The organism is Acidobacteriota bacterium (genome assembly GCA_004299485.1).
Classification (GTDB): Bacteria; Acidobacteriota; Terriglobia; order Terriglobales; family SCQP01; genus SCQP01.
The window spans coordinates 262,565-288,228 of sequence record SCQP01000001.1 but is presented as its reverse complement, the minus strand read 5'-3'; the positions used below and the strand labels follow the sequence as shown (position 1 = coordinate 288,228).

Below are 25,664 nucleotides of genomic sequence, written 5' to 3'. Positions count from 1 at the left end.
GGCTAGCCACTAACCCCTAGCCACTAGCCACTATTCCCGGCCATCATAGATCCGCCGTGCCCCTTGGGCCTACCCCGCCTTCGGGTGCCGCCTTGACCTCCGAGCCCGGCTAGCCACTAACCCCTAGCCACTAGCCACTATTCCCGTCATGATAGCCCCGCCGTGCCGCCTCCGCCCACTCCGCCCCTGGGTGCCGCCTTGACCTCCGAGCCTTTTCCATCCTCTAATACTGAACATGAGTACTGGAGTTGCCCGTTCTTCTAGCGCAGTGGATCCCAAGTACCAGGCCATTCTGGAACAATACGCTGCCGGCATGAAATTCTACGGCCAGCAGAAATTCGATAAAGCCAAGCCCCATCTCGAAAAGGTCTGTGAAGGTCCCTACCGCGAGCTTGCCGAGCGCGCTCAGGTTCATCTCCACACCTGCAACAACCGCCTCGCCGCGGCTGATGGCAAGCCCCAATCCGGCCAGGATCTTTACCAGGCTGCCATCGTCAAGCTGAACTCCGCCCAGTACCAGGACGCCGAAGACCTGCTCACCAAGGCGCTCCAGCGCGGCTTCAAAGGTCCCGATGTCTCCTACGCGCTCGCCTGTCTGCACGCCCAGACCCACGACAGCGAAGCTGCCTTGGTGCATCTGCAGGAGGCCATTCAGGGCGATGGCTTCTGCCGCGTGCTCGCCCAGCAGGACCACGACTTCGACGCCCTCATGGAAGACCCCCGCTTCACCGAAATCCTCTACCCGGAGCCCAAAGCCTAAAGTGCCGAAGCCGCTCGCCGCCCTCGTGCTCGCCGCCGGCCGCGGCACCCGCATGAAATCGGCGCTGCCGAAGGTGCTGCATCAGGCTGGCGGCCGCAGCCTTCTGGCTCACGTCCTGGCCGCGGTGCGCGGCGCCGGCATCGCCCTCGGCGACATCGCCGTGGTCGCTGGCTACGGCCTCGACCAGATCCGCGCTGCGCTCGCCGAACTTGAATCCGGCGGCCTGCAAATCATCCTGCAGGAACCCCAGCTTGGCACCGGCCACGCCGTCCTCGCCGCCCAATCCTGGTGGCAGAACTACGACCACCTCCTCGTCGTCCACGGCGACATGCCCCTGCTCTCCTCCGCCACCATCACCTCACTCGCCGCCGCCGCCGCTGCTAAGCCCCACCCTGCCTGTGTTCTCGCTACCGCGGAACCGCGCGAACCCCGCGCTTACGGCCGCATTCTCCGCAACGCCAACCACCCCGAGCGTGTCGTCGGCATCGTCGAGGATGGCGTCGCCACTCCCGTCCAGCGCAAAATCCGCGAGCTCAACGCCGGCTTTTACTGCTTCGCGACCGCGCCCCTCGCCGCCGCCCTCGCCCGGCTGCGCACCAACAACCCTCACGGCGAGTACTACCTCACCGACACCATCGCCCTCCTCGCCGCCGGCCGCTCGCTGGTAACTTCCGTCGCCCTTGCCGATGATCGCGAGTGTCTCGGCGTCAACGACCGCGTCGAGCTCGCCCAGCTTGATCGCGACTTCCGTCGCCGCAAAGCCGAAGCCCTGATGCGCGCGGGCGTGACCATCCAGTTCCCGGACGCCGTCGTGATCGATCCCGATGTCGAAGTCGGTCAGGACACGGTCCTCGAATCCGGCGTCCAGCTCCTGGGCTCGACCCGCATCGGCGCGAACTGCCGCATCCGGTCGTATTCGATACTTGAAGACTGCACCGTCGCCGACGGCGTCCTCATCCGCTCCCACTGCGTCCTGGAAAAATCCCGCATCGACGCCGCCGCCCAGCTCGGCCCCTTTACCCGCCTTCGCGAAGGCGCCCACATCGGCGAAGCCGCCCACCTCGGCAACTTCGTCGAAGTCAAAAAATCCCGCCTCGGCCGCGCCAGCAAAGCCAACCACCTCGCCTACCTCGGCGACGCCACCATCGGCGCCGGCGTCAACATCGGCGCCGGCACCATCACCTGCAACTACGACGGCTCGGCCAAGCACCCCACCACCATCGCCGACGCCGCCTTCATCGGCTCCAACGCCACTCTGGTCGCCCCGCTCGAAATCGGCCCCGGCTCCTACATCGCCGCCGGCAGCGTCATCACCGACCCCGTCCCCGCCGACACCCTCGCCCTCGGCCGCGCCCGCCAAACCCTCAAACCCGGCTGGCCCTCCAAACGCCGCCAAAAGCGCGATTAGCGCTGGATTCGCGCCGATGCGCTGTTACGCTTACGTCGACGAGTCAGGCAACACCGGCCTTAAGCTCTTTGACCCCCAGTCCGATACCTTCTGGACCGGCACGCTCATATCCTTCTCCGACCTCGACATTAAGTACGCCGCCGTGCATAAAGAACTGCTTGCTGCTGTCGGCGCCACGGAGCTCCACGGCAACGAGCTGGGGCTCGGCCGAATCGATAAGATCAGTCGTCGGATCGCCTGCTTTATTCGCGAAAAGAAGATCCAGTTCTCGTTCGTGCGGGTCTTCAAACCCTGGTTGGCGGCCACGAAGTTGTTTGACCTGGCCTTCGACTCAGGCAACAATCCGGCCGTCCCCCCACAGGTGTACGGCGTCAATCTTCTACGCCGAATCACAGTAATGCACTTCGTGCAGCTCCTCAATGAAAAAGATCTGGTCGAGTTCTGGGGACTATTTCAGAGTCAGGATCCTTCCAGGTTCGGGCGCCTTCTCGCTGAGTTGTCCGCTCGTGCCCCGGTGGCACCATACGACAGGCGCACCATCCAAATCCTCACGGAGTCGCTCAATTGGGCCAGTAGAAACCCTGAAAAGGTTTTAGATCCATTCGGCGCAGGGGACTCCCCCAATTTCGTCGCGTTCACTTCGCTGTTCCAGCATCTGCACGAGTTCCACCACCGCACGGGCCACACGATCGGTCGTTTTGTACACGACGAAACAAGACCAATTCGTGCCCTCATTCACGAGGGCCTACGATTTCCTGACAAAGTTCGAGGCAAATACCAGCCCAACCGCAATGTTGTCGGATTACTCCCGTTCCGGGGCGTTCTCGTGCCCAATGGAGGTCCGCGATTCAGCGTCAAGTTTCGGCCTGCAAATTGCCGATACCTGTATGTGGGTCGTTAGGCGAGCCCAGGACGGAAAATCTGAGCTGCGAGGTGGCTGTGCAACACTGTGGGAGGCACTCCAGGACCGCAGCTTTATAAGCCGCTTCGATTTCGATGGATTCATCGGTGAGATCGAATCCGGGCTTGCTTACCTGGGGAGAAAAGAACTCACCCAGGCGCAGCTCGCCAAAGCGAAGGAAACCCTAGCAGCAATCGAGAGGGGACGGGAGTTCCGCTTATCGCGGTCCGAGGCTGCCCTCGCCGAGGACTGACGCGTTCCCCTTTCGCTGTCCGTCTTGACACATATTGCAAAAACGCTTTTACATGTGGAGCGCCGCACCACCCTCCGCCTCGACGCCGCCCTGCTGGATCAGGCCAAACGCCTGGACGTGGAAACTGGCGCACCCTCACTGCGGTAATCTCGGGCTCCGTGCGGGAAACCCTCGCGCGCACACGTCCCCCTGGCGCCGACCGGCAGAACTGTTTGTCTCCCGCTGCACGGGCGGCACCCTGCCCGGCGTGAACCTGGGCTGCTCCGCCGACCTGCTCGACCGCATGGGGCGGCCCTAGGGCAAAACCAGACCAGCGTTAGCCTGCGGGCCCGGGTCGTGTGCGGCCTCGACATCAGGAGAGGCTGCACGCTCCCCGACTGCGCCCGCCACACCAAGTCTGGTTTTGCCTTAAAATCACCACCTCCGGCCAACCACCCAGCTCTTTTCCGCTTCTAACCATTCGTAGCCATCCTAGCAGCGTCGCCGCCCATGCCACGCCGCGGCGCTGCGCCGGGCAACCCGCCGGACACCGTGGGTGCGCACCGCCGACAGAACACCTGAACTGCGTCAAGACGCTATCCCGCCCCTATCCCCCTGCCGACCGACAGACCGATTGACCGATAGCCCCGCTGTTCCATTTGCTGTCTCGCCTGTCTCACCCTTCGCGCGCGTAACTCCAAGGAAACACAAAACTTTGTATTGCAAAGTGGGACACTTAGCACCAAAAAAAGAACAGGGCGTGAGACAGATTCAACCTACGCCCAGCTCCGCTGCAGCACTAGCCGAGCAATGGCTTCCGTGGGCGCGCACCGTCGACAGAACACCTGAACTGCGCTCAGACGCTATCCCGCTCCTATCCCCGTGCCGGCCGACAGACCGATAGACCGATCGACCGATAGACCTGCTGTTCCATTTGCTGTTCCACGTGTGCCACCCGAAACATTCAGGATTCCCAGTAAACACGCAGCTTTGCACTGCAAAGTGAGACACTTAGCGGAAAAAAAAGGAACAGCGTGTGAGTCTGGTCTCGCCTACCAGCGCCGCTGCCGCAGCACCAGCCGCGCAATCGCCTCGGCCGCCCCCGCGTGCGCGAACCCACCCAGCGCCTCCGCCATCGCCGCCCGTCGCGGGGCATCGGCCAGCAACGCCCGCAGCGTCTCGGCGAGCCGCTCCGGCGTCAGTTGCGCCTGCTCCAGCAGTACTGCCGCGCCCGCGGCGGCAAACGCCTGGGCGTTGCGCAACTGGTGCTGGTCGGTCGAGTTGGGCAGCGGCACCAGAATCGCCGGCTTGCGCGCCGCTGCAATCTCCCCCAGCGTGCTCGCCCCCGACCGGCACACCACCACCGCCGCCTCCGCCATCGCCTCCGCCATCTGGTCGATGAATGCCACCGCCCGCACCCGCTCGCCCAGGCCCGCGTACCGCGCGGCAACCGCCTCCCAATCGCGCGGCCCGGTCTGGTGCAGGATGCGGAAATCCACCCCGGCCGCCATCGCAGCAACGGCCTCGTTCAGCGCGTGCGCCCCCTGGCTGCCGCCGAAGACGAGGACCAGGGGCGAGGGGTCAGGAGCCAGAGGCCAGGGAGCGAAAAACTCAGGCCGCACCGGAATCCCGGTAACCTCGGCATGTGCAAAATCCCGTGCGGTCTCGGGAAAATTCACCGCCGACGCCCGCGCCCAGCGCGCCGCCCAGCGGTTGGCCAGCCCCGTCTTGGCGTTGACCTCCAGCAACACAATCGGAACCCGCAGCAGCCACGCCGCCGCCAGCACCGGCCCTGACGCATACCCGCCAATGCCCAGCACCACCCGCGCCCGCGCCTGCCGCAGAATCCGCGCGCTCTGTGCGACCGCCGCGGGAAGCTGCACCAGCGTCTCCAACTGCCGCCGCCGCCCGCCCGACTTCAGCCCGCCAATGCGGATCAGCCGCAGCGCAAATCCCGCCGCCGGCACAAGCCGCGCCTCCAACCCGCGCGCCGTACCTACAAACGTGATCTCTTCCGCGCCCGCCTCCCGGAGGGCTCTCGCTACCGCCAGCCCCGGCATCAAGTGCCCGCCCGTCCCGCCCCCGGCAATGACGATGCTCCCTGACGTCGCCATACTAGCTCGTGTACTGCGACACGCTCAGCAGCATCCCCACCGCCGCCAGCGAAAACAGCAGCGACGAGCCTCCGTAGCTGATGAACGGGAGCGGAATCCCCTTGTCCGGCAAAATGCTCGTCACCACGCTGAAGTTGATCAGCGCCTGAATCACAATCATCGCCGTTACCCCAATCGCCAGCAGCCGCCCAAAGCTGTCCGGCGCCCGCCGCGCAATCCGCAACCCGCGCCACAGGAAAATCAGAAACGCCAGCACAATCAGCGTGCAGCCCACCCAGCCGAACTCCTCGCCCACCACCGCGAAAATGAAGTCGCTGTGCGCCTCGGGCAGAAAAAACAGCTTCTGCCGCCCGTTCATCAGCCCCACTCCCGCCCAGCCGCCGCTGCCCAGCGCAATCAGCGACTGCACGATCTGGAACGCCACATTGCGCGCATGTTGCCAGGGATGCAGAAACGCCAGGATCCGCTCCCGCCGGTAATGCACGTGAAACACGAGCACATACAGAATCGGCAGACTGACCAGCGCCCCGTAGCCCATCCATTTCCAGCGCAGGCCCGCGACGTACAGCATCGTGGCCGCGATCAGCGCCAGCGCCACTGTCGTGCCCAGGTCCGGCTCGAACACCACCAGCCCGCACAGCGCCACCAGGCAGACCAGAATCGGCCCCAGCGTGAGCCACTCATTCACATCCCGCAGCTTGTTTTCCAGATAGAACGCCAGAAACAGCACCAGCACCGGCTTCGCCAGCTCCGACGGCTGCAGCGACAGCGGCCCCATGCGGATCCAGCGGTGCGTGTTGTGCGAGCGGTCCAGTCCGAACACCGCCACCAGCAGCAGCACCGTCAGGCACAGCAGCGGATACACCACCTGCGGCTCCCGCAGCTTGCGGTAATCCAACCGCATCAGCACTACCATGGCGATCAGCCCCAGCACCGCCCCTGCCCCCTGCCGCAGCAGAAAGCTGTAGGGCGAGCGGAACTGCTCCGCCGACATCAGCGCCGAAGCCGAAAACACCATCACCAGCCCGAACGTCACCAGCGCCAGCGTAGTAACAAACAACGTCCGGTCATAGGCGAGTTTCTTCGGCATTTACTGATGACTGATGACTGATGACTGATGACCGCCGGCCCCTGGCCCCTGACCCCTGGCCCCTAATTTACGCACCAGCTCTTTGAACATCCGCCCGCGATGCCCGTAGTTCTCAAACTGATCGAAGCTCGCGCACGCCGGCGCCAGCAGAATCGTGTCCCCCGCCTGCGCCTGCGCGCTGGCGGTGGCAATCGCCTGATCGAGCGTCCCGCAGCGCGTCAGTGGTACGGCCGCACTCAGCGGCGCAAGCTGCGCCGCGATCTTTTCGGTGGCCGCGCCAATCAACAGCACGCCCCGCGCCCGCTCCCGCAGCAGCGGCTCCAGCGTCGTGTAGTCGCTGCCCTTGTCCTTGCCGCCCAGAATGATCCAGATGCCCTTCTCGAACGACGCCAGCGCCTTCATGGTCGCGTCCACGTTCGTGGCTTTCGAGTCGTTGTAATACGCCACGCCGTTGATGGTCGCCACGTACTCCAACCGGTGCTCGACGGCCTTGAAGCTGCCCACCGCCTGGCGGATCGCCGGCGCCGCTTCCGGCCCCGCCACCAGACACGCCATCGCCACTGCCGCCAGCACGTTTTCCAGATTGTGCGCGCCCGGCAGCGGCACTTCCTTCACCGGCATAATCGGATGCTGCTTGCCCCCCCGCGTCCACACGATCTGCCCCTCGCGCACTTCCGCGCCGGTCTGCGACTCCAGCGGAAATGCCGCAAACCACACCGCCTGGCTGTTCAGCACCGCAGCAAACTGCCGGCACCAGACGTCATTGGGATTGAGCACCGCAAAATCCTCCTTCGTCTGGTTCCGGAAAATCCGCTGCTTCGCCGCCGCATACGCCTCCATGCTGCCATGCCGGTCGAGATGGTCGGGCGACAGGTTCAGCACTGCCGCCACATGCGGATGAAACGTCTCGGTCGTCTCCAACTGAAAACTCGACGCCTCCACCACGTTCACCGTCTCCGCCGTCGAGCTCTCCACCAGCGAGATCAGCGGCGTGCCAATATTGCCGCCTACCTGCACCTTGCGTCCGCACGCCGTCAGAATATGCCCTGTCAACGCCGTGGTGGTGGTCTTCCCGTTCGCCCCGGTTATGGCCACCAGCATCCCCCGCAAGTACCGCGACGCCAGCTCCAGCTCGCCCAGCACCGGCGTCTGTTGCGCCCGCGCCCGCCGCAGCAGCGGCAAATCCGCCGGCACTCCCGGACTGGTGATGATCAGGTCCGCGTCCAGAAAACTCCGCTCGCGATGCCCCCCGGTTTCGACGGCAATCCCCGCGTCCAGCAGTTCGGCGATCTGCGCCCGCAGCTCTACGGCCGCCCGCACCTCCGAGACCACGACCCTTGCTCCGCGTTTCCGCAAGAACCGCGCCGCCGCCATCCCGCTCGCCGCCATCCCCACGACCAATATCCGTTGTCCCTCAATCTCCATACGCCTCACTTCCGAGCCTTCACTAGCCACTAGCCACTAGCCACTAACCACTGCCGCCCAGTGCTTTCGGCCTTTACCTCAACTTCAGCGTTGTTAACGCAAACAGCGCGCACACCCCCGCCACGATCCAGAACCGCGTAATGATTTTCGACTCGCTCCAGCCCAACTGTTCGAAATGATGATGCAGCGGCGCCATCTTGAAGATCCGCTTCTTCCGCAGCTTGTAGCTGCCCACTTGCAGAATCACCGACACCGCCTCGATCACGAAAATGCCGCCTATGAACGGCAGCAGCAGCTCCTGTTTGATCAGTACCGCCACCGTGCCGATCGCCCCGCCCAACGCCAGCGAGCCCACGTCACCCATAAAGATTTCCGCCGGATGCGCGTTGTACCACAGAAAGCCAATGCTCGCCCCCACCACCGCGCCGCAGAAAATCGTCAGCTCGCCAATCTGCGGAATGCGCTCGATCTCCAGATAAGCCGCAAACACCGAATGCCCGGAAACGTAAGTAAGCACCGTCAGCGCCCCGGCGGCGATGACGGTGCAGCCAATCGCCAGCCCGTCCAGACCGTCCGTCAGGTTGACGGCGTTGCTCGATCCCACCACCACGATCATTACGAAGATGATAAAGGGCAGGAACGCCAGTACGTACCAGCCGTGGTGCGCCAGCAGCGCATGGATCGACAGCGCCGGCCGGTAATGCTTGACAAACGGAACCACCAGGCTGGTCGAGTACCCGCCCCCGTGCGCCATCCACAGCAGCGCCAGCGCAATGATCAGCCCCACCAGCGCCTGCAAGCCCAGCTTCTGCATCGACCGCAGTCCCAGGCTGCGGTGATGTCGTACCTTGGAGAAATCATCTACGAAGCCGATCGCCCCAAACGCCACCACGCTGAACATCGCCAGCCAGATGAAGGGATTGCGCAAATCCGACCACAGCAGCGTCGGCACCAGAATGGCGATGTTGATCAGCAGCCCACCCATCGTGGGCGTGCCCGCCTTCTTCAAGTGGCTTTGCGGCCCATCGTCGCGCACGTACTGGCCGATCTGAAATTCCTGCAAGCGCCGGATCAGCCATGGCCCCAACGCCAGCGCAATCACCAGCGCCGTAATTCCCGCAAACGCCGTGCGGAAGGTAATGAAGCGAAACAGCCGCAGCGGCGTGAAGTACGGGAACAAGCGTTCGTAGAGCAGCCAGTAGAGCATGGTAGGTTAGCCGCGCCGCAGCGCTTCGACCGCCTCCTCCAGATGCAGCGCATGCGAGGCCTTGAACAGCACCGCATCCCCCGCGTGCAGATACGGCCGCAGTTGCACTGCCGCTTCCGCCGCACTGCCGCAAAACTGCGTTGGCCCCGGAAACCCCGCTGCGCGCGCGCCTTCGAGAATCTGCTCCGCCTCGCCGCCCACCGCCCACAGCGCGTCGAGGTTACTCGCCGCTGCCGCGCGTCCCACTTCGCGGTGCAGCCGCCCGCCCGCCGCGCCCAGTTCCCGCATTTCGCCCAGCACCGCCACATGTCGCCGCGCCGGTGTCGCCGCCAGCACCGCCAGCATCCGCAGCATCGCTTCCGGATTGGCGTTATAGCAATCCTGAATCATGGTGATGCCGTTGTGCTGCACAATCTCGCCCCGGCCCGTCATCGGCCGCAGCGCCGCCAACGCTTCCAGGGCTGCGTGCGCATCGATCCCAAACAGCCCGCCCACCGCCATCGCTGCCGCCGCATTCGCCCGGTTATGCTCCCCGGCCAATTGCAGCTTGCCCGTAAACTCCGCGGCGCTGTACATCACGACGCGCCCGCCAAATCCTTCGCCAAATCGCGCCACCCGCGCATCGTCGCGGTTCAACACCAGCGCTCCGGTCTCTGGAATCGCCCGTGCCAGCTCCCGCTTGGCTTCCGCAATCCCCTCAATCGAGCTGAAATTGCCCAGGTGCGCCGAGCCGACGTTCGTGAACACGCCCACCGTCGGCTCCGCGATCGCCGCCAGCGCCGCGATTTCGCCGGCATGGTTCATGCCCATCTCCACCACCGCAACTTCATGCTCGGGCTGCAGCCGCAGCAGCGTCAGCGGCACCCCCAGATGATTGTTGTAGTTGCCTTCGTTTTTCAGCACCCGTATTTTCGTTCCCAGCACCGCGGCGATCATTTCCTTGGTCGTGGTCTTGCCCGCCGAGCCGGTAATCGCCACCAGCGGACCGCCCCAGGCGCGCCGCGCCGCCTGCGCATCCGCCTGCAGCGCCCGCACGGGGTCGTCCACCACCCGCAGCCGCGACGCCAGCAGGGCAGGGAATTGCCCGGCTTGTGCGCGCGCAATCACCGCCGTCGCTGCGCCCGCCGCCAGCGCCGCCTCCACAAACTCATGCCCGTCGCGCTTCTCGCCCGGCAGCGCATAAAAAACATCGCCGGCCTGCACCACACGCGAGTCAATCACCGCGCTCATGCGGACCATCCTCGCGCCCTCAGGGCGTCGATCGCCTGGGTCGCCTGTTCGGCGTCATCGAAGTGCCGCGTCTCCGTCCCAAGGATCTGGTAAGTCTCATGCCCCTTGCCCGCAATCACCACCGTGTCGCCGGCCTTGGCCTCGCCCATCGCTTTGGCGATCGCCCGCGCCCGGTCCGGCTCCGCCCCGCCCGCCGGATGCGGAATCCCCTGCAAAATGTCTGCGATAATCGCCTCCGGGTTTTCACTCCGGGGGTTGTCGCTGGTCACGATCACCCAATCCGCGCCCGCCGCTGCCGCCTGTCCCATCAGCGGCCGCTTGCCCCGGTCGCGGTCGCCGCCGCAGCCGAACACCAGCAGCAGTCTCCCGCGCGCCAACTCGCGCGCCGCCGCCAGCACGTTCGTGAGCGCATCCGGCGTATGCGCGTAATCGACCAGTACCGTGAACGGCTGTCCCGCCGCCACCCGCTCGAACCGCCCCCGCACGTGCGGCCAGCGCGGAATGCCCGCCACGATCTTTTCGGCCTCCAGCCCCAGGCTCAGGCCCACGCCAATAGCCGCCAGCGAGTTCAGTACATTCACCCGTCCCACCAGCGGGCTGGTCACCTCGGCCCTCAGTCCCGCAGGCCCTTCCAGCCGGTACCGTGTTCCCTCCGGCGTATAGGTAATCGCCGCCGCCCGCAAATCTGAGCTTGCTCCCATCCCATACCGCAGCACCGGACCGGCAAAGCCGCGCACCATCCCTTCCGACGCACGATCGTCGGCGTTCACCACGGCCGCCCGTGGCGGAGGCGCGCCCTGGCCCAGAAATAATTGCCGTTTGGCGGCAGCATAATTTTCCATGCTGCCATGGAAGTCCAGATGATCCTGCGTCAGATTGGTAAACACAGCGGCAGCGAACGAACAAGCATACACCCGCGCCAGCGCCAGCGCATGCGAGCTCACTTCCATCACCGCCGCCCGGCAGCCGGCATCCACCATGCGCCGCAGCAGCTTTTGCAGATCGTACGATTCCGGCGTGGTATGCGGCGACGCCTCCACCGCCGCGCCCACATGGTATGCAATCGTGCCCAGCAGCCCCGTCGTCCACCCGGCCTGCCGCAGCATCGCCTCGATCAGGAAGGTGGTGGTCGTTTTGCCGTTCGTTCCCGTCACGCCAATGAGCTGGAGGCGCTGCGACGGCTGCCCGAAAAAGTTCGCTGCTGCCTGCGCCAGCGCCTGCCGTGCGTTTTCCACCTGTACCCACGCCACCGGCGCCGGTTGCGGCGCCGGCCGCTCCGACAGAATTAGCCGCGTCCCCTTCGCCACCGCCTGCGGAATGAACGTATGTCCATCCGCCTCCAAGCCCTGAATCGCCACAAACGCCCAGCCTGGCTGGATTTGCCGCGAGTCGTAGTGCAGCCCCGCGATCTCCGCAGGCAGCGTTCCCATCTTTTGCCGGACTGCAATTCCGTGGAGCAGGTCGTCGAGGCGCATGGCGAAGCTCAGGGCACGAAGCGCACGGTAATGGCGCTACCGCTGGACACACGTGTGCCCGGCGCCAACGATTGCGCTTGTGCAACCCCGTCGCCCTGCAAGGTGAGATCCAAACCCAGCCGCTGGCAGGCCGCGCTCACGTCGCGCAGCGACTGGCCTTTAAAGTCCGGCACCAGGATGAGGCTTTGACTGCGGTAATCAAATACCACTTGGTTCGGTTTCGCTGCCGCCGCCGCCTCGCTCACCGGCGGCGGCTCAACTGCCAGCCCCGCCTGCAGAACCTCCTGCGATTCTTCATGCTGATCGACGGCCGCAATTCGGACGGGCGCCACCGGCTCGGCACTCGCCGGTACATCGTGCGGCACGCCCAGATACGGCAGCACCTGCTCGGCAATCTCCTTGAACGCCGGCGCCGAAACGTCGCCGCCTTCGTAGCTGCCATGGTGCGGCGAATCAATCACCACCAGAATCGTCACTGCCGGGTTATTGATCGGCGCGAAGCCGGCGAACGAAGCCACGTAGTTGGTATGCGAATAGCGATGCGTCTGCGGATCGGCCTTCTGCGCCGTGCCCGTCTTGCCCGCCGCCGTATAGCCGTTGAGCTGGGCCTTGCGGCCGGTGCCGCCCAGCACCACCTGCGCCATCATCTGCTTCATCTCGTTGGCCACCAGCGGCGTCAGAACACGCCGCCCGGCCGGCGCCTGGTATTCCGGTGCCTGCTCGGGAAGCGAACCCTGGAACGTGCCCAGCACCAGCCGTGGCGCATGATAAACGCCCCCCTCCGCAATCGACGATACCATCGCCGCCTCCTGCAGTGGCGTCACCGCAATCCCCTGGCCCATGCTGATCGCCCCCAGCATCATCGGCACCCAGCGCTGCGGCGGCCGCAGAATGCCCGCCGATTCGCCCGGAAGGTCGACGCCCGTTTTCTGCCCAAACCCAAACGCTCGGAGATAGTGGTACAGCTCATCGGCCCCCAGCTTTTGGCCAATCTTGATCGCGCCCACATCGCTCGAATGTTTCAGGACGTCGGTAACCGTAATAATGCCGAACGGTGCATGGTCGTGAATCACCACCCGTCCGATCCGGATCGCTCCCATCTCGCAGTTGATCAGTGTTTGCGGCGTGATCAGCCCCTGCTCCAGCGCCGCCGACAGCGTCACCAGCTTGAGCACCGAGCCCGGCTCGTAGGGTTCGGAAACCGCCGCGTCGCCCAACTGCGTCGCCGGCGACTGCGCCAGTGCCAGGATCGCCCCCGTCTCCGGGTTCTCCACCACCGCAATGCCGCGCAGCGCATGTTCGGCGGCCACCTGCTTGTCCAGCGCCTGCTGCGTAATGTACTGAATGTTCTGGTCCAGCGTCAGGATGAGGTTCCCGCCCTCTTCTGGCTTCTGCTCGATCTGGCTGTAGCTGTCACCCCGCGCGTCCACTTCTTCGAGCGCCTTACCGTTGTGCCCGCGCAGCAGATGGTTGAAGCTGTATTCGAGGCCGGCCAGCCCGTGGCCATCGACCCCGACCAGGCCCAGCACATTTTCCGCCAGACCACCCATCGGGTAAAACCGCCGCGACGCCGGCTGCGAGTACACGCCCGTCAGATGCATTGCGTCGACCGCCTGCGCCTGCGCCGCCGTCACTTGCCGCGCAATCCAGACGAAGCTCCGGCGCGAGCTCAGGCTCTGCTGCAGTCCGCTGTCGCTCAGATCGAGCGCCGCCGCCAGCTTCCGCGCCGCCCGCGCCGGATGCTCGATCTGCCGCGGGTTTGCATACAGCGACCGTACCGGCAAACTCATCGCCAATGGCGTCAGATTGCGGTCCAAAATCGCGCCCCGGTGCGCCCGCACCGTCACCAGCCGCTGCTGCTGATCCTGGGCGCGCAGCTCCAGCCCGTGGTGATCCAGCACCTGCAGCCAGAACAGCCGCCCGATTACGAGCAGGCTCCAGACTACGAGTGCAACCTGCAAGCTCAGCAGCCGATAACGCGACGCGGGTTTTGCGTGAGAAGGCAAGGGTTCTCAGTTCTCAGTATTCAGTTTTCAGTTGCCACGATCCGAACTGAGAACTGACGACTGAAAACTGAAAACTCTAGTGCAAATGCAACGAAGCCGTCACCGGCGAAGGCCCAGCTTGCGGTACCGGCGCCACATCCAGCGCCAGCACCTGTCCCGGCAGCGCGCTCTGCATCCCCAGGCGCGATTCCGCCAGGTTGTATACCCGCGCCGGCGCCCCCAGCGCCGCCGCCTGCAACTGCAGGCCGCGGTTCCACTGCTGCAACTGGGCTTCCTGCTGCCGCGCCGTGGCCAGTTGATAGCCCAGCCGCACTGTGGCAAAGCGCATCGAGGCGTAGCCAAAGCCCAGCAGGAACAGCAGCACCACCGCCACCAGGTACGCCCGCTGCTCCCGCCGCCGCCGCGGATCCAGCGTGCGGACCACGTGCGAGTTGTCGATCTGTTGCCGGAAGTAAATTTCCATAGGCGTCCTTATGCCTCTCGTTCTATCGCCCGCAGTCGCGCACTCCGTGCGCGCGGATTGCGTGCCATTTCTTCCGCCTGCGGCCGCAGCGCGTGCGGCGTCAGCAGCCGGTACCAACCCTCCCGCGCTCCCGCGCGGAAACTTTGCTTCACCGGACGGTCTTCCAACGAATGAAACGCAAGGATCACGGCGCGTCCGCCCGGCTTCAGCCAGCCCGGCAGCGACGCCAGCAATGCGGACAAAGAGCTCAGCTCCTGGTTCACGTAAATCCGCAGAGCCTGGAAGGTGCGCGTCGCCGGATGCAAACGCCGTGGGCGTTCTTTCATTGCTCCGGACGCGGCCGCCACCAGATCCGCCAACTGGCGGGTCGTCTGCAGCGGCCGTGCCCGGACAATGGCTCTGGCTATTCTCCGCGACCTCCTCTCTTCTCCGTATTGGAAAATCAGATCTGCGAGCGTCCGCTCATCCGTCTGATTGACCACCTGTTCCGCCGTCAGCTCCTGGCGAGGATCCATCCTCATGTCCAGCGGGCCGTCAGCGCTAAAACTGAATCCGCGTTCGGCAGCGTCCAACTGCATCGAACTCATCCCCAGGTCGGCAATCACGCCGTCCACCTGCTCGACTCCGCGCCGCCGCAGCTCTTCCGGCGCGCCCGCGAAATCCCCCTGCCACGCCGTGAACTCCACCCCCGGCACCGCCGCCAGCGTTTTACGCGCGGCCTCCAGAGCCACCGGGTCTTTGTCGCAGCCGAACAGACGCCCGCTCCCGATGGCTTGCGCCACCCGCAGGCTGTGTCCTCCGGCTCCTACTGTGCAGTCCACATAAACTCCATCGCGCCGTGGCGCAAGGTAATCCAGCAACTCCTCTGCCATCACCGCAACGTGCCCGGTTTCGGCCACTTGCGGCTAAATCCCCAGATCGGCCAGCGTCTGCTTGTCTTCGTCGGTGAACGCCTTGGCCTTCATGTCCGCCAACAACCGTTGTTCGTTCCAGACTTCCAGGTACTGCAGATAGCCCAGCACGGCCACGTCGCCGCGCATCTCCGCCGCCTCGCGCAACACCGAAGGAATCAGCAACCGCCCTTGCCCGTCCATTTCCACCACTTGGCCGTAATAGTTCGTACGGCTCAGCAGTTTTTGCTTGGTCGGGTGCATCGAAGGCAGCGCCGCCAGCTTCTGCTCAATCGCCTCCCACACCGGCATCGGGTAAATCCGGGACTGCGCTCCGTCGAAGCTGGTGATATAAAAGCGGTGCTCCGGATTCGACTCGTCCAGTTGGGCGCGGAACTCGGTGGGCAGCTTGAGCCGTCCCTTTTCGTCCACCCGTGCTGGATAGTTGCCCCGCAACATAGTTCTGCCATCCACAATCTACCACTTCTCACCACTTCTGCCCACATATTAGTGCGAGATTTTGTCGCTGCTAAGGGAAAAAAGTGGGTATACCTTCAGTTACGCGAAGATAATGCGAAACACTTCGCGGCACCCGGTGCCTTGCCTCAGTGGCAGCCATTGGCAACTGGCGACAAGCTGCTGGCAACTTACTGTGAATGCGGATGCTGGTGCTGGGCGGGACGGGATTCTTGGGCGCCCCGCTGGTCGGGCACCTACGCCGCGCCGGCCACGAGGTCGCCGTCTTTCACCGCGGCCGCGATTGCAAGGATCCGGAAGGCCACTTCCATGGCGACCGGCGCGAGCTCCTGGCCTTTGCTCCTGCCTTTGCGCGCTTCAACCCCGAGGTCGTCATTGATACCATTGCCGGCTCCGCCATCGCCGCCCAGCGGACCATGGCCGCCGTGCGCGGCCAGAACCGGCGCGTCGTCTTCGTCAGCAGCATGGATGTATACCGCGCCTGGGGCGTCTTTCACGGTACCGAAGCCGGCACGCCGGCCCCGGGGCTCTTGCGCGAGGATTCCCCCCTGCGCGAGCACAGCGGCTTGTATCCCGCAGCAGTGCTGGCGGGTTTGCGGCGGCGGCATGCCTGGATGGCGGAAGGCTACGACAAGCTGGGTATGGAGCGGGCGGCGGCCGCCGCGGCTCGCGGCGGCTGGTATGGCCGCATCACGATTCTGCGCTTGCCGCCCATGTATGGCCCAGGCGACCAGCAGCGCCGGCTGTACCCACTTTGGCGGCGGATGCAGGACGGGCGTCCGGCCGTGTTGCTGGAGCGCGGCTGGGCCGCATGGCGCACCGCGCGCGGCTTTGTTGGGAACATGGCGGCCGGCGTGGCCCTGGCGGCCTCAGATCCGCGCGCCGGCGGCAGAATCTTTAACCTTGCCGATGGAGGCAACTACTGCCAGCTTGCGTGGGCGCAGCTCGCCGCCGAAGCCGCCGGTTGGCGGGGCCGCATTGTGACCACCCCCCCAGCACTGACGCCGCCGCATCTCCACGTGGCGGCCAATACCGCCCAGTCCTGTGCCGCCGACAGCAGCAGCATCCGGCGCGAACTGGGTTTTGTTCCACCGGTCACTTTGGCTCAGGCCCTGCGGACGACGCTCGCCTGGGCGCGGGCCAATCCACTGTCACTGGATTTCGAAGCCGAATATATTGCGGAAGATGCCGCTCTGCGTGCCTGCGGCCTCGCCGCAGGGGTCATGAGCTAGGAGGCGATCAGCTCGGTTTGATCCGCCGCCTTTTTCTTGTGGGGGTACAGGTCCGCAAACAGCACAAATAGCAAACCAATGATCACAAAGACCCAAAGGCTGCCTTCTGGACCTACGGTGCCGCCGGTGATCCAATGAGAGCCGTGAAAGTGCGGCTGCAAGAGCCGTCCCCGGCTGACGCTACCGCTGTCGGGCACGCCGTAGACAAAACTCTCGCAGTAATCCCAGGCCGCATGCAGACCCACCGCGAACCAGAGGCTTCCGGTACGGTGCCAGGTGAAACAAAAGAATAGGCCAATCAGCCCGGCGCTCAACGCCCCAATCCAGCTCTCGCCTCCGTTGCCCAAATGCGCACTGCCAAACCCAGCCGAGAGGATGATCGCGGCAATCCAGAATCCCGTGCCCTGCGTTAGCGTCGTCAGCGTATAGCCCCGGAACGAGAACTCTTCAAAAAACCCCACTGCCAGAAAGGCCAGTGCCCACTCCAACCCGAAGCGTGGGATGGCCGTACCGCGCAGCACGATATGCCCGAAGGTCAGATCACCGCTGATGAAGATGAGCACCAGCAGCACGCTGAGCGCGACCACGCCCCACGCCACGCCCTGCCAGAACAATTTCCCAAAAGCTTTTTGTACCGGTAGCCCGAAGCTACCCCAGCTCCGGTGTTCGAGCCGTGCCATGATCCAGGTCACGAACGCAATCCAGCCGAACAGCAGCGCCTCACTGGCCAGCGAAGTCCAGGGGGAAACCGCAATGCCGGTCGCCGCGCCCGTACTACGTTGGGCTCCCGCCAGCATCGCCACCGCCGTGAGCAGTCCAGGAACGCCGATGGCGATCAGCAGAAAAACCGCAAGCCGCCAGCCCGCCCGCAGGCCGGCAAAGCTGCGTTCTTCAGAGCGGGTGAACCAGATGTCCATAGTGCCTCATGATAGATCAGCGCGGAGACCGGAGTTGGGGATAAAGCTTCCGTGCCGTTCCCCGCATCACGGCGTGGGCAATCTCCAACGCCTGCCCGCGCGTGACTTCGTGATCGCGCATCATGCCCGTCAGCGCCATCGCCAGTCCGTCGCGGGCGGCGTTTTCCAGTTGATAGCCAATCTCTTCCCAGTCGATCGCCCCCTCGCCTGGCGACAAATCCGTGCCGAACATGATCTTGTCGGGGTAGTACTCCAGCAGCGTGCGAAGGTTGTGCGCGATCCCGGCCGGCGTCAGCAGCCAGGTCTGGCCCGAGGTGTCGGTATAGACGTTCGGCTTGGCCAGCAGCGCCGCCACGATGTTGGTATACGGTCCCAGTCCCGCGTGCAGCAGCACGAAGTTGGTGTGCCGCAGGCTGGGGTCGTTGAACACGTCCATCAGCAGCGCCGGGTTCGCGCCGGCAATGTTGAAGTACGATCCGCAGCCAAAGCCAGTATGAATATGCACCGCCAGCCCCAGCCGTCCCGCCTCCAGCGCGATCGTATGAAAGATCGCATCCTGCAGCTTGTAATATTGCGCCGCACCAGGCGCCCCTCCAGCGGCGTAAACCTCACGCGCGGCGGTCATGTCCGGACGATGAAAATTCAGCGGCCGCAGATAGGCTGCTTCGAATTTGACGGCGACGGCGCCTTCAGCCTTTTCGCGCTCGAGCGTCGGGATCACGACCTCGCTCAGGTACGCGTCGAGCGTCGCCGGCGGCCGTGTCACGTGCAGCGGCTTGAGGTAGTCGTCCTGCAGAATCATCCTCTCGCGCTCAAAGAAAAATTTCAGGTCTGGATTCATCGCCAGGCCCGAACTATCGAGTGGCAGCAGCAGCGCATCGTCGAACGCGACCCAGCGGAAATGCGGCGGCCCGAGGCCCGGCCCCATCGCGACGCGGTTGGCAAATTCCACCTGAATGCCGAGCTTCTGCAGCACCCAATTCGGATAGTTCCGCCCCTGCTCGCGCTTCACCCGCGCCTTGGCTGCCAAATCCTGCGCCGCCGTGTGCGCTCCGAACAGTGCCATCCATGCTTGCTGATAAATCGGGTTTGTCGGTTCGCTTGTCAGCGTTGGCGGAATAGGGTCATTAGGCGGGCAGGGGAGCGCGTCGTAGTTGGTGTCGGCGATGGCGTTCACCGGCAGCGCCGGCGGGTGTGCGTGATCATCAATCGCTGGCGTCTTCTGAATCGCCGCCAAAATGCCCGGGTCGATCTTCCCGCCCATTGACTGCCCAACGGCCATGGCCGCCAGCAGCAGGCACATCCCCAAGGTCCGCTTCCACATACCGCACAGTCTACGCGAAACTATAATCAAAGTGCTCGCGGGCGCGTAGCTCAGTTGGACCAGAGCATCGGCCTTCTAAGCCGACGGTCGCAGGTTCGAATCCTGCCGCGCCCGCCAAGAGCCTGCGCTAAGCCAGCACCAACTGAGGAATCGCCGCGAAGTGACGGTCGCGAGTGACGAGCACGAGGTCGTGCTGCAGCGCAAGCGCTGCGATCCAGATGTCGTGAGCCGGGATCGGCTGGCCGCCGTGCCGGAGCTGAACCCACAAATGCGCATACCCCTCAGCAGTGTCATGGTCGGGCAACAGCAAGGTCACGTTTGGCTTGTCCAGGAAGCGGCGAAGCAACGCTTCGTTTTGGTGGGGACGTGAGCCTCCCAGGAACCCTGCCTTGATTTCCGCAAGTACAAAGAGGGGCACGAATAGTTGTTCGCATCGGCCCAGCCAATCGCTCAGTTCGGCATCGCCGCGCAGTAGATCGGTGATCCGGTTGGTGTCGATGGCGGCTCTCAGCGCCACATCTCCCAATCAATACGGCGCTGGTCAGCCATGATGGCGTCGAACTCCGGGTCACCCACCCATTTGCCGACCAGGTCGGTAAAATCCGCGTATTTCTTGGCGCCATTCGTAGCCGCGGTTAATTCATTAACGATCACCTGGTTCAGGCTCTGACGGCGGTCGGCCGCACGGCGGCGCAGGATGCGGTCGACTTCCGCGGGTACTCCCCGGATCGTATATTGGACCGGCTTCGCCTTTGCCTTCATGCCTACATCATAACGCCGAGTGTAGGCACATCAATGGGAACCGGCCGGGCTGCGCACCGGCAGGGTGATGCTGGAGGGGTGCTGCGGGCTGGCGTAGATGCGCTGCGTGGCTTGGCGGAAGGCGCCTGCCGGGGCGAGAAAGATGTTGGGCACGAAGGTCTGCGGGTTGCGGTCGTAGAGCGGGAACCAGGTGCTTTGCACCTGGACCATGATTGCGTGGCCGGGCAGGAAGCAGTGGTCGTTGGTGTGCAGCGAGAAATCGTAGAGCTCGACCTTGTTGGGCGGGATCGGCTCAGGATGCTCGAAGCTTTGCCGAAAGCGGCCACGGAAAATTTCATCGGCGATCATCAGCTCGTAGCCGGCCATGGTGGGCTGGGCGGGATATTTCTGCGGGTAAACGTCAATGAGCTTGACTACCCAGTCGCTGTCGCTGCCGGTGGTCGAAGCGTAGAGGTTGGCCTGAATGTTGCCCGCGATGCAGAGCGGCTGCGTGAGTACGGGACCAGTCCAGGTCGCGGTGTCGGGGCGATTGTCCACGAAGCGCTGGTCTTCCAGCAGCCACGTGTACCATTGGCTGCCCGGACCGTAGGTTTCCTGAACCGGCCGATGGCGGTAGGGGACCGGATGCGCGGGATCGGAAGTGTAGCTGTCGAACGCGGCGCCGGCTGCGGTGGGGCGCGCGAACGAAAGCGAGTGATCGGCATGCAAGTACAGAGCGCGATCCTGCGTCCCGTGCGCCGGCGGCCAGGCATCGTACTGCTGCCATTGATTCGAACCGGTCGCAAACGTGCGAACGTGCGGCGGCTTCGCGCCTTCGCCCTTGAGCCAGTAGGCAAACCAGGGTGCCTGAATGTGTGCCCGGAAGTAAGCGCTGGTGTCGCTGCCAAAGTGTACCGGGCCGAGCTGTTCGCCCGTTCCGTGCGACCAACCGCCGTGATTCCACGGGCCAATCGCCAGATAGTCGTAATGATCCACATCGTGCGGCAGCAGCGTTTCGTAAATATCGACCGGCCCGTAGAAGTCTTCCTGATCCCACCATCCGGCCACGTTGAGATCGGGCACGCTCAACTGCACGTTCTTGAGTTGCACCGTGAACGACTGTTTGTTCCAGAACCAATCCTGGTTGGGATGATTCACAAAGTCATCCCACGTCGGCTTCTGGCCGTGAAAAACCTTCTGGTTCACATTGGCGAGCGAGCCCAGCTTCAGATACCAGCCGTAGGTGTCGTAATCGGGAAAATGAAACAACTGGTTGGTATTCCCGGTTTCCATCATGGCCACGTACTCGAAGCCGTAGCTCAGCCGGAAGGCGCCGTTGTGGTGAAAGTCGTCGCCCAGAAACATGTCGGCCGGCGAGGCTTGCTCCGATACCGCCTTGAGCGCCGGATTCGGATCGAGCAGCGCCATGGTAGTCAGCCAGCCGCCGTAGGAGATCCCCAGCAGGCCCGCGCGGCCATTGTTGTTGGGCACGTTTGTCAGCAGCCAGGCGACGGTGTCGTAGGTGTCGGTGGCTTCGCCCACGCAATGCGGCGCGGACTTGGCACAGGGTGGGCGTTGCATAATGAACTTTCCATCGGAGCCGTAGCGCCCGCGAATATCCTGCATGACGAAGATGTAGCCCGCCTGCTCCATCACCGGATACAAGGCCAGCAGCCGGCTATACCCGGCGCCGTTGTCGTTCAGGCCATAAGGCGTGCGTGTGATCAGGAAGGGCAGTGGCCCGTGCGCCGCATGCGGCGTGTAAATTTCCGTGTGCAGCCGCACGCCGTCGCGCATCGGGATCATCACGTCGCGCTTGCTGTAGCTCTGCTGCCAGTTCGCCGTCTGCGCCAGTGCCGCCGCCGCCAGCGCCAGGATCACGAGGAGAGTTCGCCGCATGGCAGCGATCATACCTGAATTGCACACTACAAGAGCGGAATTCCCGCCGCCTGCGCCGCTGCGGCCAGATGCCGGTCCAGCGTGGCCAACCTCAGTTCCAGCCGCTGTGCCAACTCTAGATAGGACGCATCGTACGCACTCAGGCCATAAGTTCGCGCCAAGGGTAGCAGGCTGCCGGGGGCAGCGTCGAAACGAAGCTTGATCGGAAGTTGCTGCAAGTGATCCAGAAATTCGGCGCTTCGCGCGGCGGTCAGGCGCCCGCGTCGTTCGCCTGCGAGCAGGCCGTGGCGGATCTCATACCACCAAACGATAGGCGCGACCGCGCCCCCCCTTCCCGCGGCTCCTAGGGCTTGCTGCGCCATTAGCTGGTCTTCATCGTCAAAGGCCCAGCAAAGCGCGACCGAGGCATCCAGCACGAAGCCGTCAGTAACGGTGCCCTTCATGCTTCCATGCCACCAACTCATCGGCTGTGATCTTGCCGTTTTGTCGTCCGAGGTTGCGGATGTCTGTGACCACCTGATCGCGCTCCCGCCGGTCTGCTTCGCGATCGGGCACCAAACGTGCGACCCGCACGCCGCGGCGGGTAATGACAATGGTTTCGCCGCCCTCGACTTCATCGAGCATGCGCAGAAAATGCGTCTTGGCCTCCGAGCATTGCACTGTCTTCATGGCAAGAGCATTATATGACTGGTCGAAACGACTAGTCAAGTTGGTGCGGGCAAGAAAAAGGCCACGCCGAAGCGGGCCTTTTCCTTGCCTTTGCTTGCGCTTGGTTTCAGTTTTCGTGGTGCAGCCAGACGTCGGCTTCCACGTCGACCGAGGAGGTCAGCGTCTTTCCGCCCACGGTGACGCGGACGATGTAGCTGCCCGGCGCCAGCAGCGGGCCCTGGCCGGTGAAGCGGCCGAAGAACCCACCGCCGCCCTCAGCGACGAACGGCACGCCGCGGCTGGCGCGTCCCCTGAAGCGGCGGAAGCGCTGCATCTGCGCCTCCTGCTCCTTGGTCGGCTTGGGTGCGATGCCGCGCATATTCCACTGGAAGCGATTGATGCCGGCGTGAATGTCTTTCTCCTTCATGGTGCTGACCACTTTCCCGTCCTTCAGGAAATCGATCGTGGCCGGCCCCATGTCGCTCTTGGCCCAGATGTCGATGGCCGTGCCGCCCTGCGGATTCTGGCCATGGAACTGGTCCTGATAGACGTGTGGCTGATCTTCCGAATCGCTCTTCCACTCCACCGCCGGGCGCGGATCGAACAGATGCACATCGGCTTCGCCGATGTTGCTGAGCTGCTCGAGCGGCGTAATATCATCGGCAATCCAGATGGAGCGGCCGTGCGTGGCGAGAATGAGGTCGCGCTCGCGCGGCTGGATGAGGATGTCGTTCACTGGCACCTCGGGCAGACCGGTCATGAATTTTTCATAGCTCTGGCCGCCATTGGTCGAGAGGAACAAGCCGAATTCGGTGCCCACGAACAGCAGTTCGGGGTTGCGCGCGTCTTCGCGGAAGGCCTGAATTTCGCCCATCGCCGGCAAGTTTGCCGTCAGGTTGGTCCAGGTCTTGCCGTAGTCGGTGGTCTTGTACAGGTAGGGATGGTAATCGTCGTTGCGATGGTTATCGAGCGCCACGTACGCCACCGCGCCGCTGAAGTGCGACGGTGCAATGCGGCTCACCAGCACGTAGCCCTTGGGCACGCTGGGGACGCTGGCATCGAGATTGGACATGAGATTGTTGAAGTGCCGGCCACCGTCGAGCGAGAGCTGCAGGTTGCCGTCGTCGGTGCCGACCCAGATTTCGCCCGGCTGCGACGGCGACTCGCGGATTTGCGTGATGATGGAGCTGGCCGCAAGACCGTCGTTCTTCTCCACCATGGGCTGGTTGTCAGGCATGCCCATGATGTTGTTGCTCGCCGACCAGCGGCTCATGCTCTTGGTAAGGTCTTCCGGATTCATCGTCCAGGTGTTGCCGCGGTCGGTGGAGTAGAAGAAGAACTGCGCGCCCATGTAGATCTTGTTCGGATTGAACGGCGAAATCTCGAACGGCGCGTTCCAGTAATAGCGCAGCGGCGGATCGTCCTTGGGCTGGTTGATGATGTTGCCCGGGCCACCGGGGAAGAAGCCGCCCTGGTTGGCGGGCGAGGAAAAGCGCGGCCGGATGTTGACCTGGGTGCCGTTGCGGAAATCGTGCCGGCTCATGTTGCCGTCCTGCGATTCCCCGTAGACGATGTTGTAATCCGCCGGATCCTGGCGCGTGTAGAAGCCATCGCCGCCGGCCACGGTGAACCAGTCGGCATTGACGGGGCCGGTATTGTTGCGTGCCGCGCTGGGACCGCACCATGCGTTGTTGTCCTGCAGGCCGCCGCAGACCCAATAGGGATGGCGCATGTCGGTGGAGACCTGATAGAACTGCCCCACCGCCAGGTTGTTGTTGTAGTACCAGCTCTGACCGCCGTCGTGGCTGATGTCGAAGCCGCCGTCGTGGCCAATGAGCACAATGCGCGGATCGGACGGGCTGATCCATATGGCGTGGTAGTCGGTGTGCGAACCGGTCATCGGCTTCCAGGTCTTGCCGCCATCCATCGAGATCTGGCCCGGCGTGCCGCCCACCAGCACCTTGTCGGAATTCTTGGGATCGACGCGGATGCGGCTGAAGTACATCGGCCGCTGGTCCTGATTGCTCATGAAGGTCCAGGTCCGGCCGCCGTCTTCGGAGCGGTAGACGCCATTGCCGTTCGGGTTGGGCGGCTCGGGCTTGCGTGGACCGGCTTCGGGCGGTCCGGTGCGCGGCTTTTGCGGGCCGCCGTTCACGTCCGTGCCGCCGCCAACGCCGGCGCTGGCGCCGGCTTCCACCTGGGCGTAAATGATCTTCGGATTCGCCCGGAAAATGGAGACATCAATGCGGCCGTAGAGGCCGTCCTTGGGCTTGGGCCAGCCAGCGCCATCCAGGCGCGTCCAGGTTGTGCCGGCATCGGTCGACTTCCAGAGACCGCTGTTAGGCCCGCCGCCGTCGTAGCCCCACCAGGTGCGCCGATGCTGATAGCTGGTGGCGTAGACGATGTTGGGGTCGCTGGGGTCGACTTTTACGTCTTCAAAGCCTGTGTTCTCATCGATGTATTTCGCCTTGTTCCATGTCTTGCCGCCGTCGGTGGTCTTATAGAGACCGCGCTCGGCGTTCGGCCCAAACAAGTGGCCGTTCGCCGCTACGTAAACCACGTCCGGATTGCGCGGATCAACCGCAACGCCACCGATGGATTGCGTCTCGCCCAGCCCGAGATAATGCCAGGTCTTGCCGCCGTCGCGCGTGCCCCAGACGCCATCGCCAATCGAGGAGCTCTGCCGGTTGTTAGCTTCGCCGCTGCCGGCATAGACGATGTTCTCGTCCGACGGCGCGATGCCGATCGCACCTACGGATTCATTGGGCAGGCTGTCCCACAGCGAGGTCCAGTGGAGGCCACCATCGGTCGAGCGCCAAAGGCCGCCGGTGGCGAAGCCGACGTACAGCAACATCGGATCTTGTGGCGTGCCTTCAATGTCATCCACGCGGCCGAGCATCGTCGCCGGCCCAATGGAGCGGAACACGAACGGCCGCAGTAGCGGATTCGTCGATGCGTTCACCGGCGGTTTCGGCGGCGGCGCCGGCCGGCGCTCCTGCGCGCCCAGCCAGCCGGCGGTAGCCAGCGTCAGGGCAAGAGCCAGAGGAATACGTAAGCAATGGGATAGGGATTGGTTCGTCATACACTGACCTCGCGGGCAGCAGAACACCGGGAACTGTACCACAATCAGGCCGTGCGCGAACCGAAAAAACGGTCCGCAAATGATGTGTTTGTCACGCCGTTCGGAATGCTCACGGGGGCGCAGACGGGGAGGCCGACCAAGCA

22 protein-coding genes and 1 tRNA gene are annotated in these 25,664 nt (G+C 64.1%); 5 read left to right on the top strand and 18 right to left on the bottom strand.

The window, feature by feature from the left end; translation table 11 throughout:
• Positions 1–235: 235 nt before the first annotated feature.
• The 3 genes from EPN33_01285 to EPN33_01275 are packed head-to-tail and all read left to right on the top strand — an operon-like array spanning position 236 to position 3,069.
• On the top strand, positions 236–760 hold the full coding sequence (locus tag EPN33_01285) for a hypothetical protein (GenBank protein TAN24426.1): 525 nt from the start codon (positions 236–238) through the stop codon (positions 758–760).
• A complete protein-coding gene (gene glmU, locus EPN33_01280) occupies positions 660–2,168 on the top strand; it encodes a UDP-N-acetylglucosamine diphosphorylase/glucosamine-1-phosphate N-acetyltransferase (protein TAN24425.1) in 1,509 nt (502 codons plus the stop codon). The genes EPN33_01285 and glmU overlap by 101 nt, the downstream gene beginning before the upstream one ends.
• Before the next feature lie 16 nt (positions 2,169–2,184).
• Positions 2,185–3,069 (top strand): hypothetical protein, encoded by an 885-nt coding sequence (locus EPN33_01275; GenBank protein TAN24424.1) that lies wholly within the window; start codon positions 2,185–2,187, stop codon positions 3,067–3,069.
• Between the two features lie 1,284 nt (positions 3,070–4,353).
• On the opposite strand, the gene murG is transcribed toward EPN33_01275, so the two are convergent.
• The 10 genes from murG to EPN33_01225 form a co-directional block, all read right to left on the bottom strand.
• On the bottom strand, positions 4,354–5,415 hold the full coding sequence (gene murG, locus EPN33_01270) for an undecaprenyldiphospho-muramoylpentapeptide beta-N-acetylglucosaminyltransferase (protein ID TAN24423.1): 1,062 nt from the start codon (positions 5,413–5,415) through the stop codon (positions 4,354–4,356).
• 1 nt (position 5,416) lies between these two features.
• Positions 5,417–6,505, bottom strand: a complete 1,089-nt coding sequence (ftsW, locus tag EPN33_01265; GenBank protein TAN24422.1) for a putative lipid II flippase FtsW — start codon at positions 6,503–6,505, stop codon at positions 5,417–5,419.
• Positions 6,506–7,930: a UDP-N-acetylmuramoyl-L-alanine--D-glutamate ligase gene (gene murD / locus EPN33_01260; protein ID TAN24421.1), complete on the bottom strand. Its 1,425-nt coding sequence runs from the start codon at positions 7,928–7,930 to the stop codon at positions 6,506–6,508. It lies immediately after the preceding gene.
• Between the two features lie 73 nt (positions 7,931–8,003).
• Positions 8,004–9,137 (bottom strand): phospho-N-acetylmuramoyl-pentapeptide-transferase, encoded by a 1,134-nt coding sequence (locus EPN33_01255; GenBank protein TAN24420.1) that lies wholly within the window; start codon positions 9,135–9,137, stop codon positions 8,004–8,006.
• A 6-nt stretch (positions 9,138–9,143) separates the two neighbouring features.
• A complete protein-coding gene (locus EPN33_01250; GenBank protein TAN24419.1) occupies positions 9,144–10,376 on the bottom strand; it encodes a UDP-N-acetylmuramoyl-tripeptide--D-alanyl-D-alanine ligase in 1,233 nt (410 codons plus the stop codon).
• Positions 10,364–11,842 carry a UDP-N-acetylmuramoyl-L-alanyl-D-glutamate--2,6-diaminopimelate ligase gene (locus tag EPN33_01245; protein TAN24418.1) on the bottom strand — a complete coding sequence of 493 codons (1,479 nt, stop codon included), beginning with the start codon at positions 11,840–11,842 and terminating at the stop codon, positions 10,364–10,366. The genes EPN33_01250 and EPN33_01245 overlap by 13 nt, the downstream gene beginning before the upstream one ends.
• 8 nt (positions 11,843–11,850) lie before the next feature.
• A complete protein-coding gene (locus tag EPN33_01240) occupies positions 11,851–13,848 on the bottom strand; it encodes a PASTA domain-containing protein (GenBank protein TAN24417.1) in 1,998 nt (665 codons plus the stop codon).
• A gap of 76 nt (positions 13,849–13,924) precedes the next feature.
• Complete coding sequence (gene ftsL, locus EPN33_01235; protein TAN24416.1) at positions 13,925–14,311, bottom strand: cell division protein FtsL; 387 nt, start codon at positions 14,309–14,311, stop codon at positions 13,925–13,927.
• A gap of 8 nt (positions 14,312–14,319) precedes the next feature.
• Positions 14,320–15,210, bottom strand: a complete 891-nt coding sequence (gene rsmH, locus EPN33_01230) for a 16S rRNA (cytosine(1402)-N(4))-methyltransferase RsmH (GenBank protein ID TAN24415.1) — start codon at positions 15,208–15,210, stop codon at positions 14,320–14,322.
• Between the two features lie 6 nt (positions 15,211–15,216).
• Positions 15,217–15,660, bottom strand: coding sequence for a division/cell wall cluster transcriptional repressor MraZ (locus EPN33_01225; GenBank protein TAN24414.1), 444 nt, complete (start codon positions 15,658–15,660; stop codon positions 15,217–15,219).
• A 197-nt stretch (positions 15,661–15,857) separates the two neighbouring features.
• Here EPN33_01225 and EPN33_01220 point away from each other — a divergent pair, with 197 nt between their 5' ends.
• A complete protein-coding gene (locus EPN33_01220) occupies positions 15,858–16,910 on the top strand; it encodes an NAD-dependent epimerase/dehydratase family protein (GenBank protein TAN24413.1) in 1,053 nt (350 codons plus the stop codon).
• Here the strand turns inward: EPN33_01220 and EPN33_01215 are convergent.
• Together EPN33_01215 and EPN33_01210 are read right to left on the bottom strand one after the other, a co-directional pair.
• Positions 16,907–17,827 carry a CPBP family intramembrane metalloprotease gene (locus EPN33_01215; protein ID TAN24412.1) on the bottom strand — a complete coding sequence of 307 codons (921 nt, stop codon included), beginning with the start codon at positions 17,825–17,827 and terminating at the stop codon, positions 16,907–16,909. The genes EPN33_01220 and EPN33_01215 overlap by 4 nt on opposite strands.
• A gap of 16 nt (positions 17,828–17,843) precedes the next feature.
• On the bottom strand, positions 17,844–19,151 hold the full coding sequence (locus EPN33_01210; protein ID TAN24411.1) for an amidohydrolase: 1,308 nt from the start codon (positions 19,149–19,151) through the stop codon (positions 17,844–17,846).
• 39 nt (positions 19,152–19,190) lie between these two features.
• On the opposite strand from EPN33_01210, the gene EPN33_01205 reads away from it, so the two are divergent.
• Positions 19,191–19,268 (top strand) — tRNA-Arg (locus tag EPN33_01205).
• Between the two features lie 10 nt (positions 19,269–19,278).
• Here EPN33_01205 and EPN33_01200 read toward each other — a convergent pair.
• The 6 genes from EPN33_01200 to EPN33_01175 all read right to left on the bottom strand — a co-directional run bounded on the left by EPN33_01200 (position 19,279) and on the right by EPN33_01175 (position 25,521).
• Positions 19,279–19,677, bottom strand: coding sequence for a type II toxin-antitoxin system VapC family toxin (locus tag EPN33_01200; protein TAN24410.1), 399 nt, complete (start codon positions 19,675–19,677; stop codon positions 19,279–19,281).
• Entirely contained in the window at positions 19,659–19,913 is a 255-nt protein-coding gene (locus EPN33_01195) for a hypothetical protein (GenBank protein ID TAN24409.1), read from the bottom strand. The genes EPN33_01200 and EPN33_01195 overlap by 19 nt, the downstream gene beginning before the upstream one ends.
• Before the next feature lie 30 nt (positions 19,914–19,943).
• Positions 19,944–21,791, bottom strand: a complete 1,848-nt coding sequence (locus EPN33_01190; GenBank protein TAN24408.1) for a CocE/NonD family hydrolase — start codon at positions 21,789–21,791, stop codon at positions 19,944–19,946.
• A 26-nt stretch (positions 21,792–21,817) separates the two neighbouring features.
• Positions 21,818–22,234: a PIN domain-containing protein gene (locus tag EPN33_01185; GenBank protein TAN24407.1), complete on the bottom strand. Its 417-nt coding sequence runs from the start codon at positions 22,232–22,234 to the stop codon at positions 21,818–21,820.
• Positions 22,215–22,460 (bottom strand): type II toxin-antitoxin system Phd/YefM family antitoxin, encoded by a 246-nt coding sequence (locus EPN33_01180; protein ID TAN24406.1) that lies wholly within the window; start codon positions 22,458–22,460, stop codon positions 22,215–22,217. The genes EPN33_01185 and EPN33_01180 overlap by 20 nt, the downstream gene beginning before the upstream one ends.
• A 106-nt stretch (positions 22,461–22,566) precedes the next feature.
• Entirely contained in the window at positions 22,567–25,521 is a 2,955-nt protein-coding gene (locus tag EPN33_01175) for a hypothetical protein (GenBank protein TAN24405.1), read from the bottom strand.
• Positions 25,522–25,664 lie beyond the last annotated feature (143 nt).

What these genes read in the sequence shown, in the direction of transcription:
- EPN33_01210 (TAN24411.1), bottom strand. Translation starts at nt 19,151, where the DNA reads ATGTGGAAGCGGACCTTGGGGATGTGCCTGCTGCTGGCGGCCATGGCC.
- EPN33_01255 (TAN24420.1), bottom strand. Translation starts at nt 9,137, where the DNA reads ATGCTCTACTGGCTGCTCTACGAACGCTTGTTCCCGTACTTCACGCCG.
- murD (TAN24421.1), bottom strand. Translation starts at nt 7,930, where the DNA reads ATGGAGATTGAGGGACAACGGATATTGGTCGTGGGGATGGCGGCGAGC.
- murG (TAN24423.1), bottom strand. Translation starts at nt 5,415, where the DNA reads ATGGCGACGTCAGGGAGCATCGTCATTGCCGGGGGCGGGACGGGCGGG.
- glmU (TAN24425.1), top strand. Translation starts at nt 660, where the DNA reads ATGGCTTCTGCCGCGTGCTCGCCCAGCAGGACCACGACTTCGACGCCC.
- EPN33_01175 (TAN24405.1), bottom strand. Translation starts at nt 25,521, where the DNA reads ATGACGAACCAATCCCTATCCCATTGCTTACGTATTCCTCTGGCTCTT.
- EPN33_01285 (TAN24426.1), top strand. Translation starts at nt 236, where the DNA reads ATGAGTACTGGAGTTGCCCGTTCTTCTAGCGCAGTGGATCCCAAGTAC.
- EPN33_01215 (TAN24412.1), bottom strand. Translation starts at nt 17,827, where the DNA reads ATGGACATCTGGTTCACCCGCTCTGAAGAACGCAGCTTTGCCGGCCTG.
- EPN33_01225 (TAN24414.1), bottom strand. Translation starts at nt 15,660, where the DNA reads ATGTTGCGGGGCAACTATCCAGCACGGGTGGACGAAAAGGGACGGCTC.
- EPN33_01185 (TAN24407.1), bottom strand. Translation starts at nt 22,234, where the DNA reads ATGAAGGGCACCGTTACTGACGGCTTCGTGCTGGATGCCTCGGTCGCG.
- EPN33_01220 (TAN24413.1), top strand. Translation starts at nt 15,858, where the DNA reads ATGCGGATGCTGGTGCTGGGCGGGACGGGATTCTTGGGCGCCCCGCTG.
- ftsL (TAN24416.1), bottom strand. Translation starts at nt 14,311, where the DNA reads ATGGAAATTTACTTCCGGCAACAGATCGACAACTCGCACGTGGTCCGC.
- EPN33_01275 (TAN24424.1), top strand. Translation starts at nt 2,185, where the DNA reads ATGCGCTGTTACGCTTACGTCGACGAGTCAGGCAACACCGGCCTTAAG.
- EPN33_01245 (TAN24418.1), bottom strand. Translation starts at nt 11,842, where the DNA reads ATGCGCCTCGACGACCTGCTCCACGGAATTGCAGTCCGGCAAAAGATG.
- EPN33_01190 (TAN24408.1), bottom strand. Translation starts at nt 21,791, where the DNA reads ATGCGGCGAACTCTCCTCGTGATCCTGGCGCTGGCGGCGGCGGCACTG.
- EPN33_01180 (TAN24406.1), bottom strand. Translation starts at nt 22,460, where the DNA reads ATGAAGACAGTGCAATGCTCGGAGGCCAAGACGCATTTTCTGCGCATG.
- ftsW (TAN24422.1), bottom strand. Translation starts at nt 6,505, where the DNA reads ATGCCGAAGAAACTCGCCTATGACCGGACGTTGTTTGTTACTACGCTG.
- EPN33_01195 (TAN24409.1), bottom strand. Translation starts at nt 19,913, where the DNA reads ATGAAGGCAAAGGCGAAGCCGGTCCAATATACGATCCGGGGAGTACCC.
- EPN33_01250 (TAN24419.1), bottom strand. Translation starts at nt 10,376, where the DNA reads ATGGTCCGCATGAGCGCGGTGATTGACTCGCGTGTGGTGCAGGCCGGC.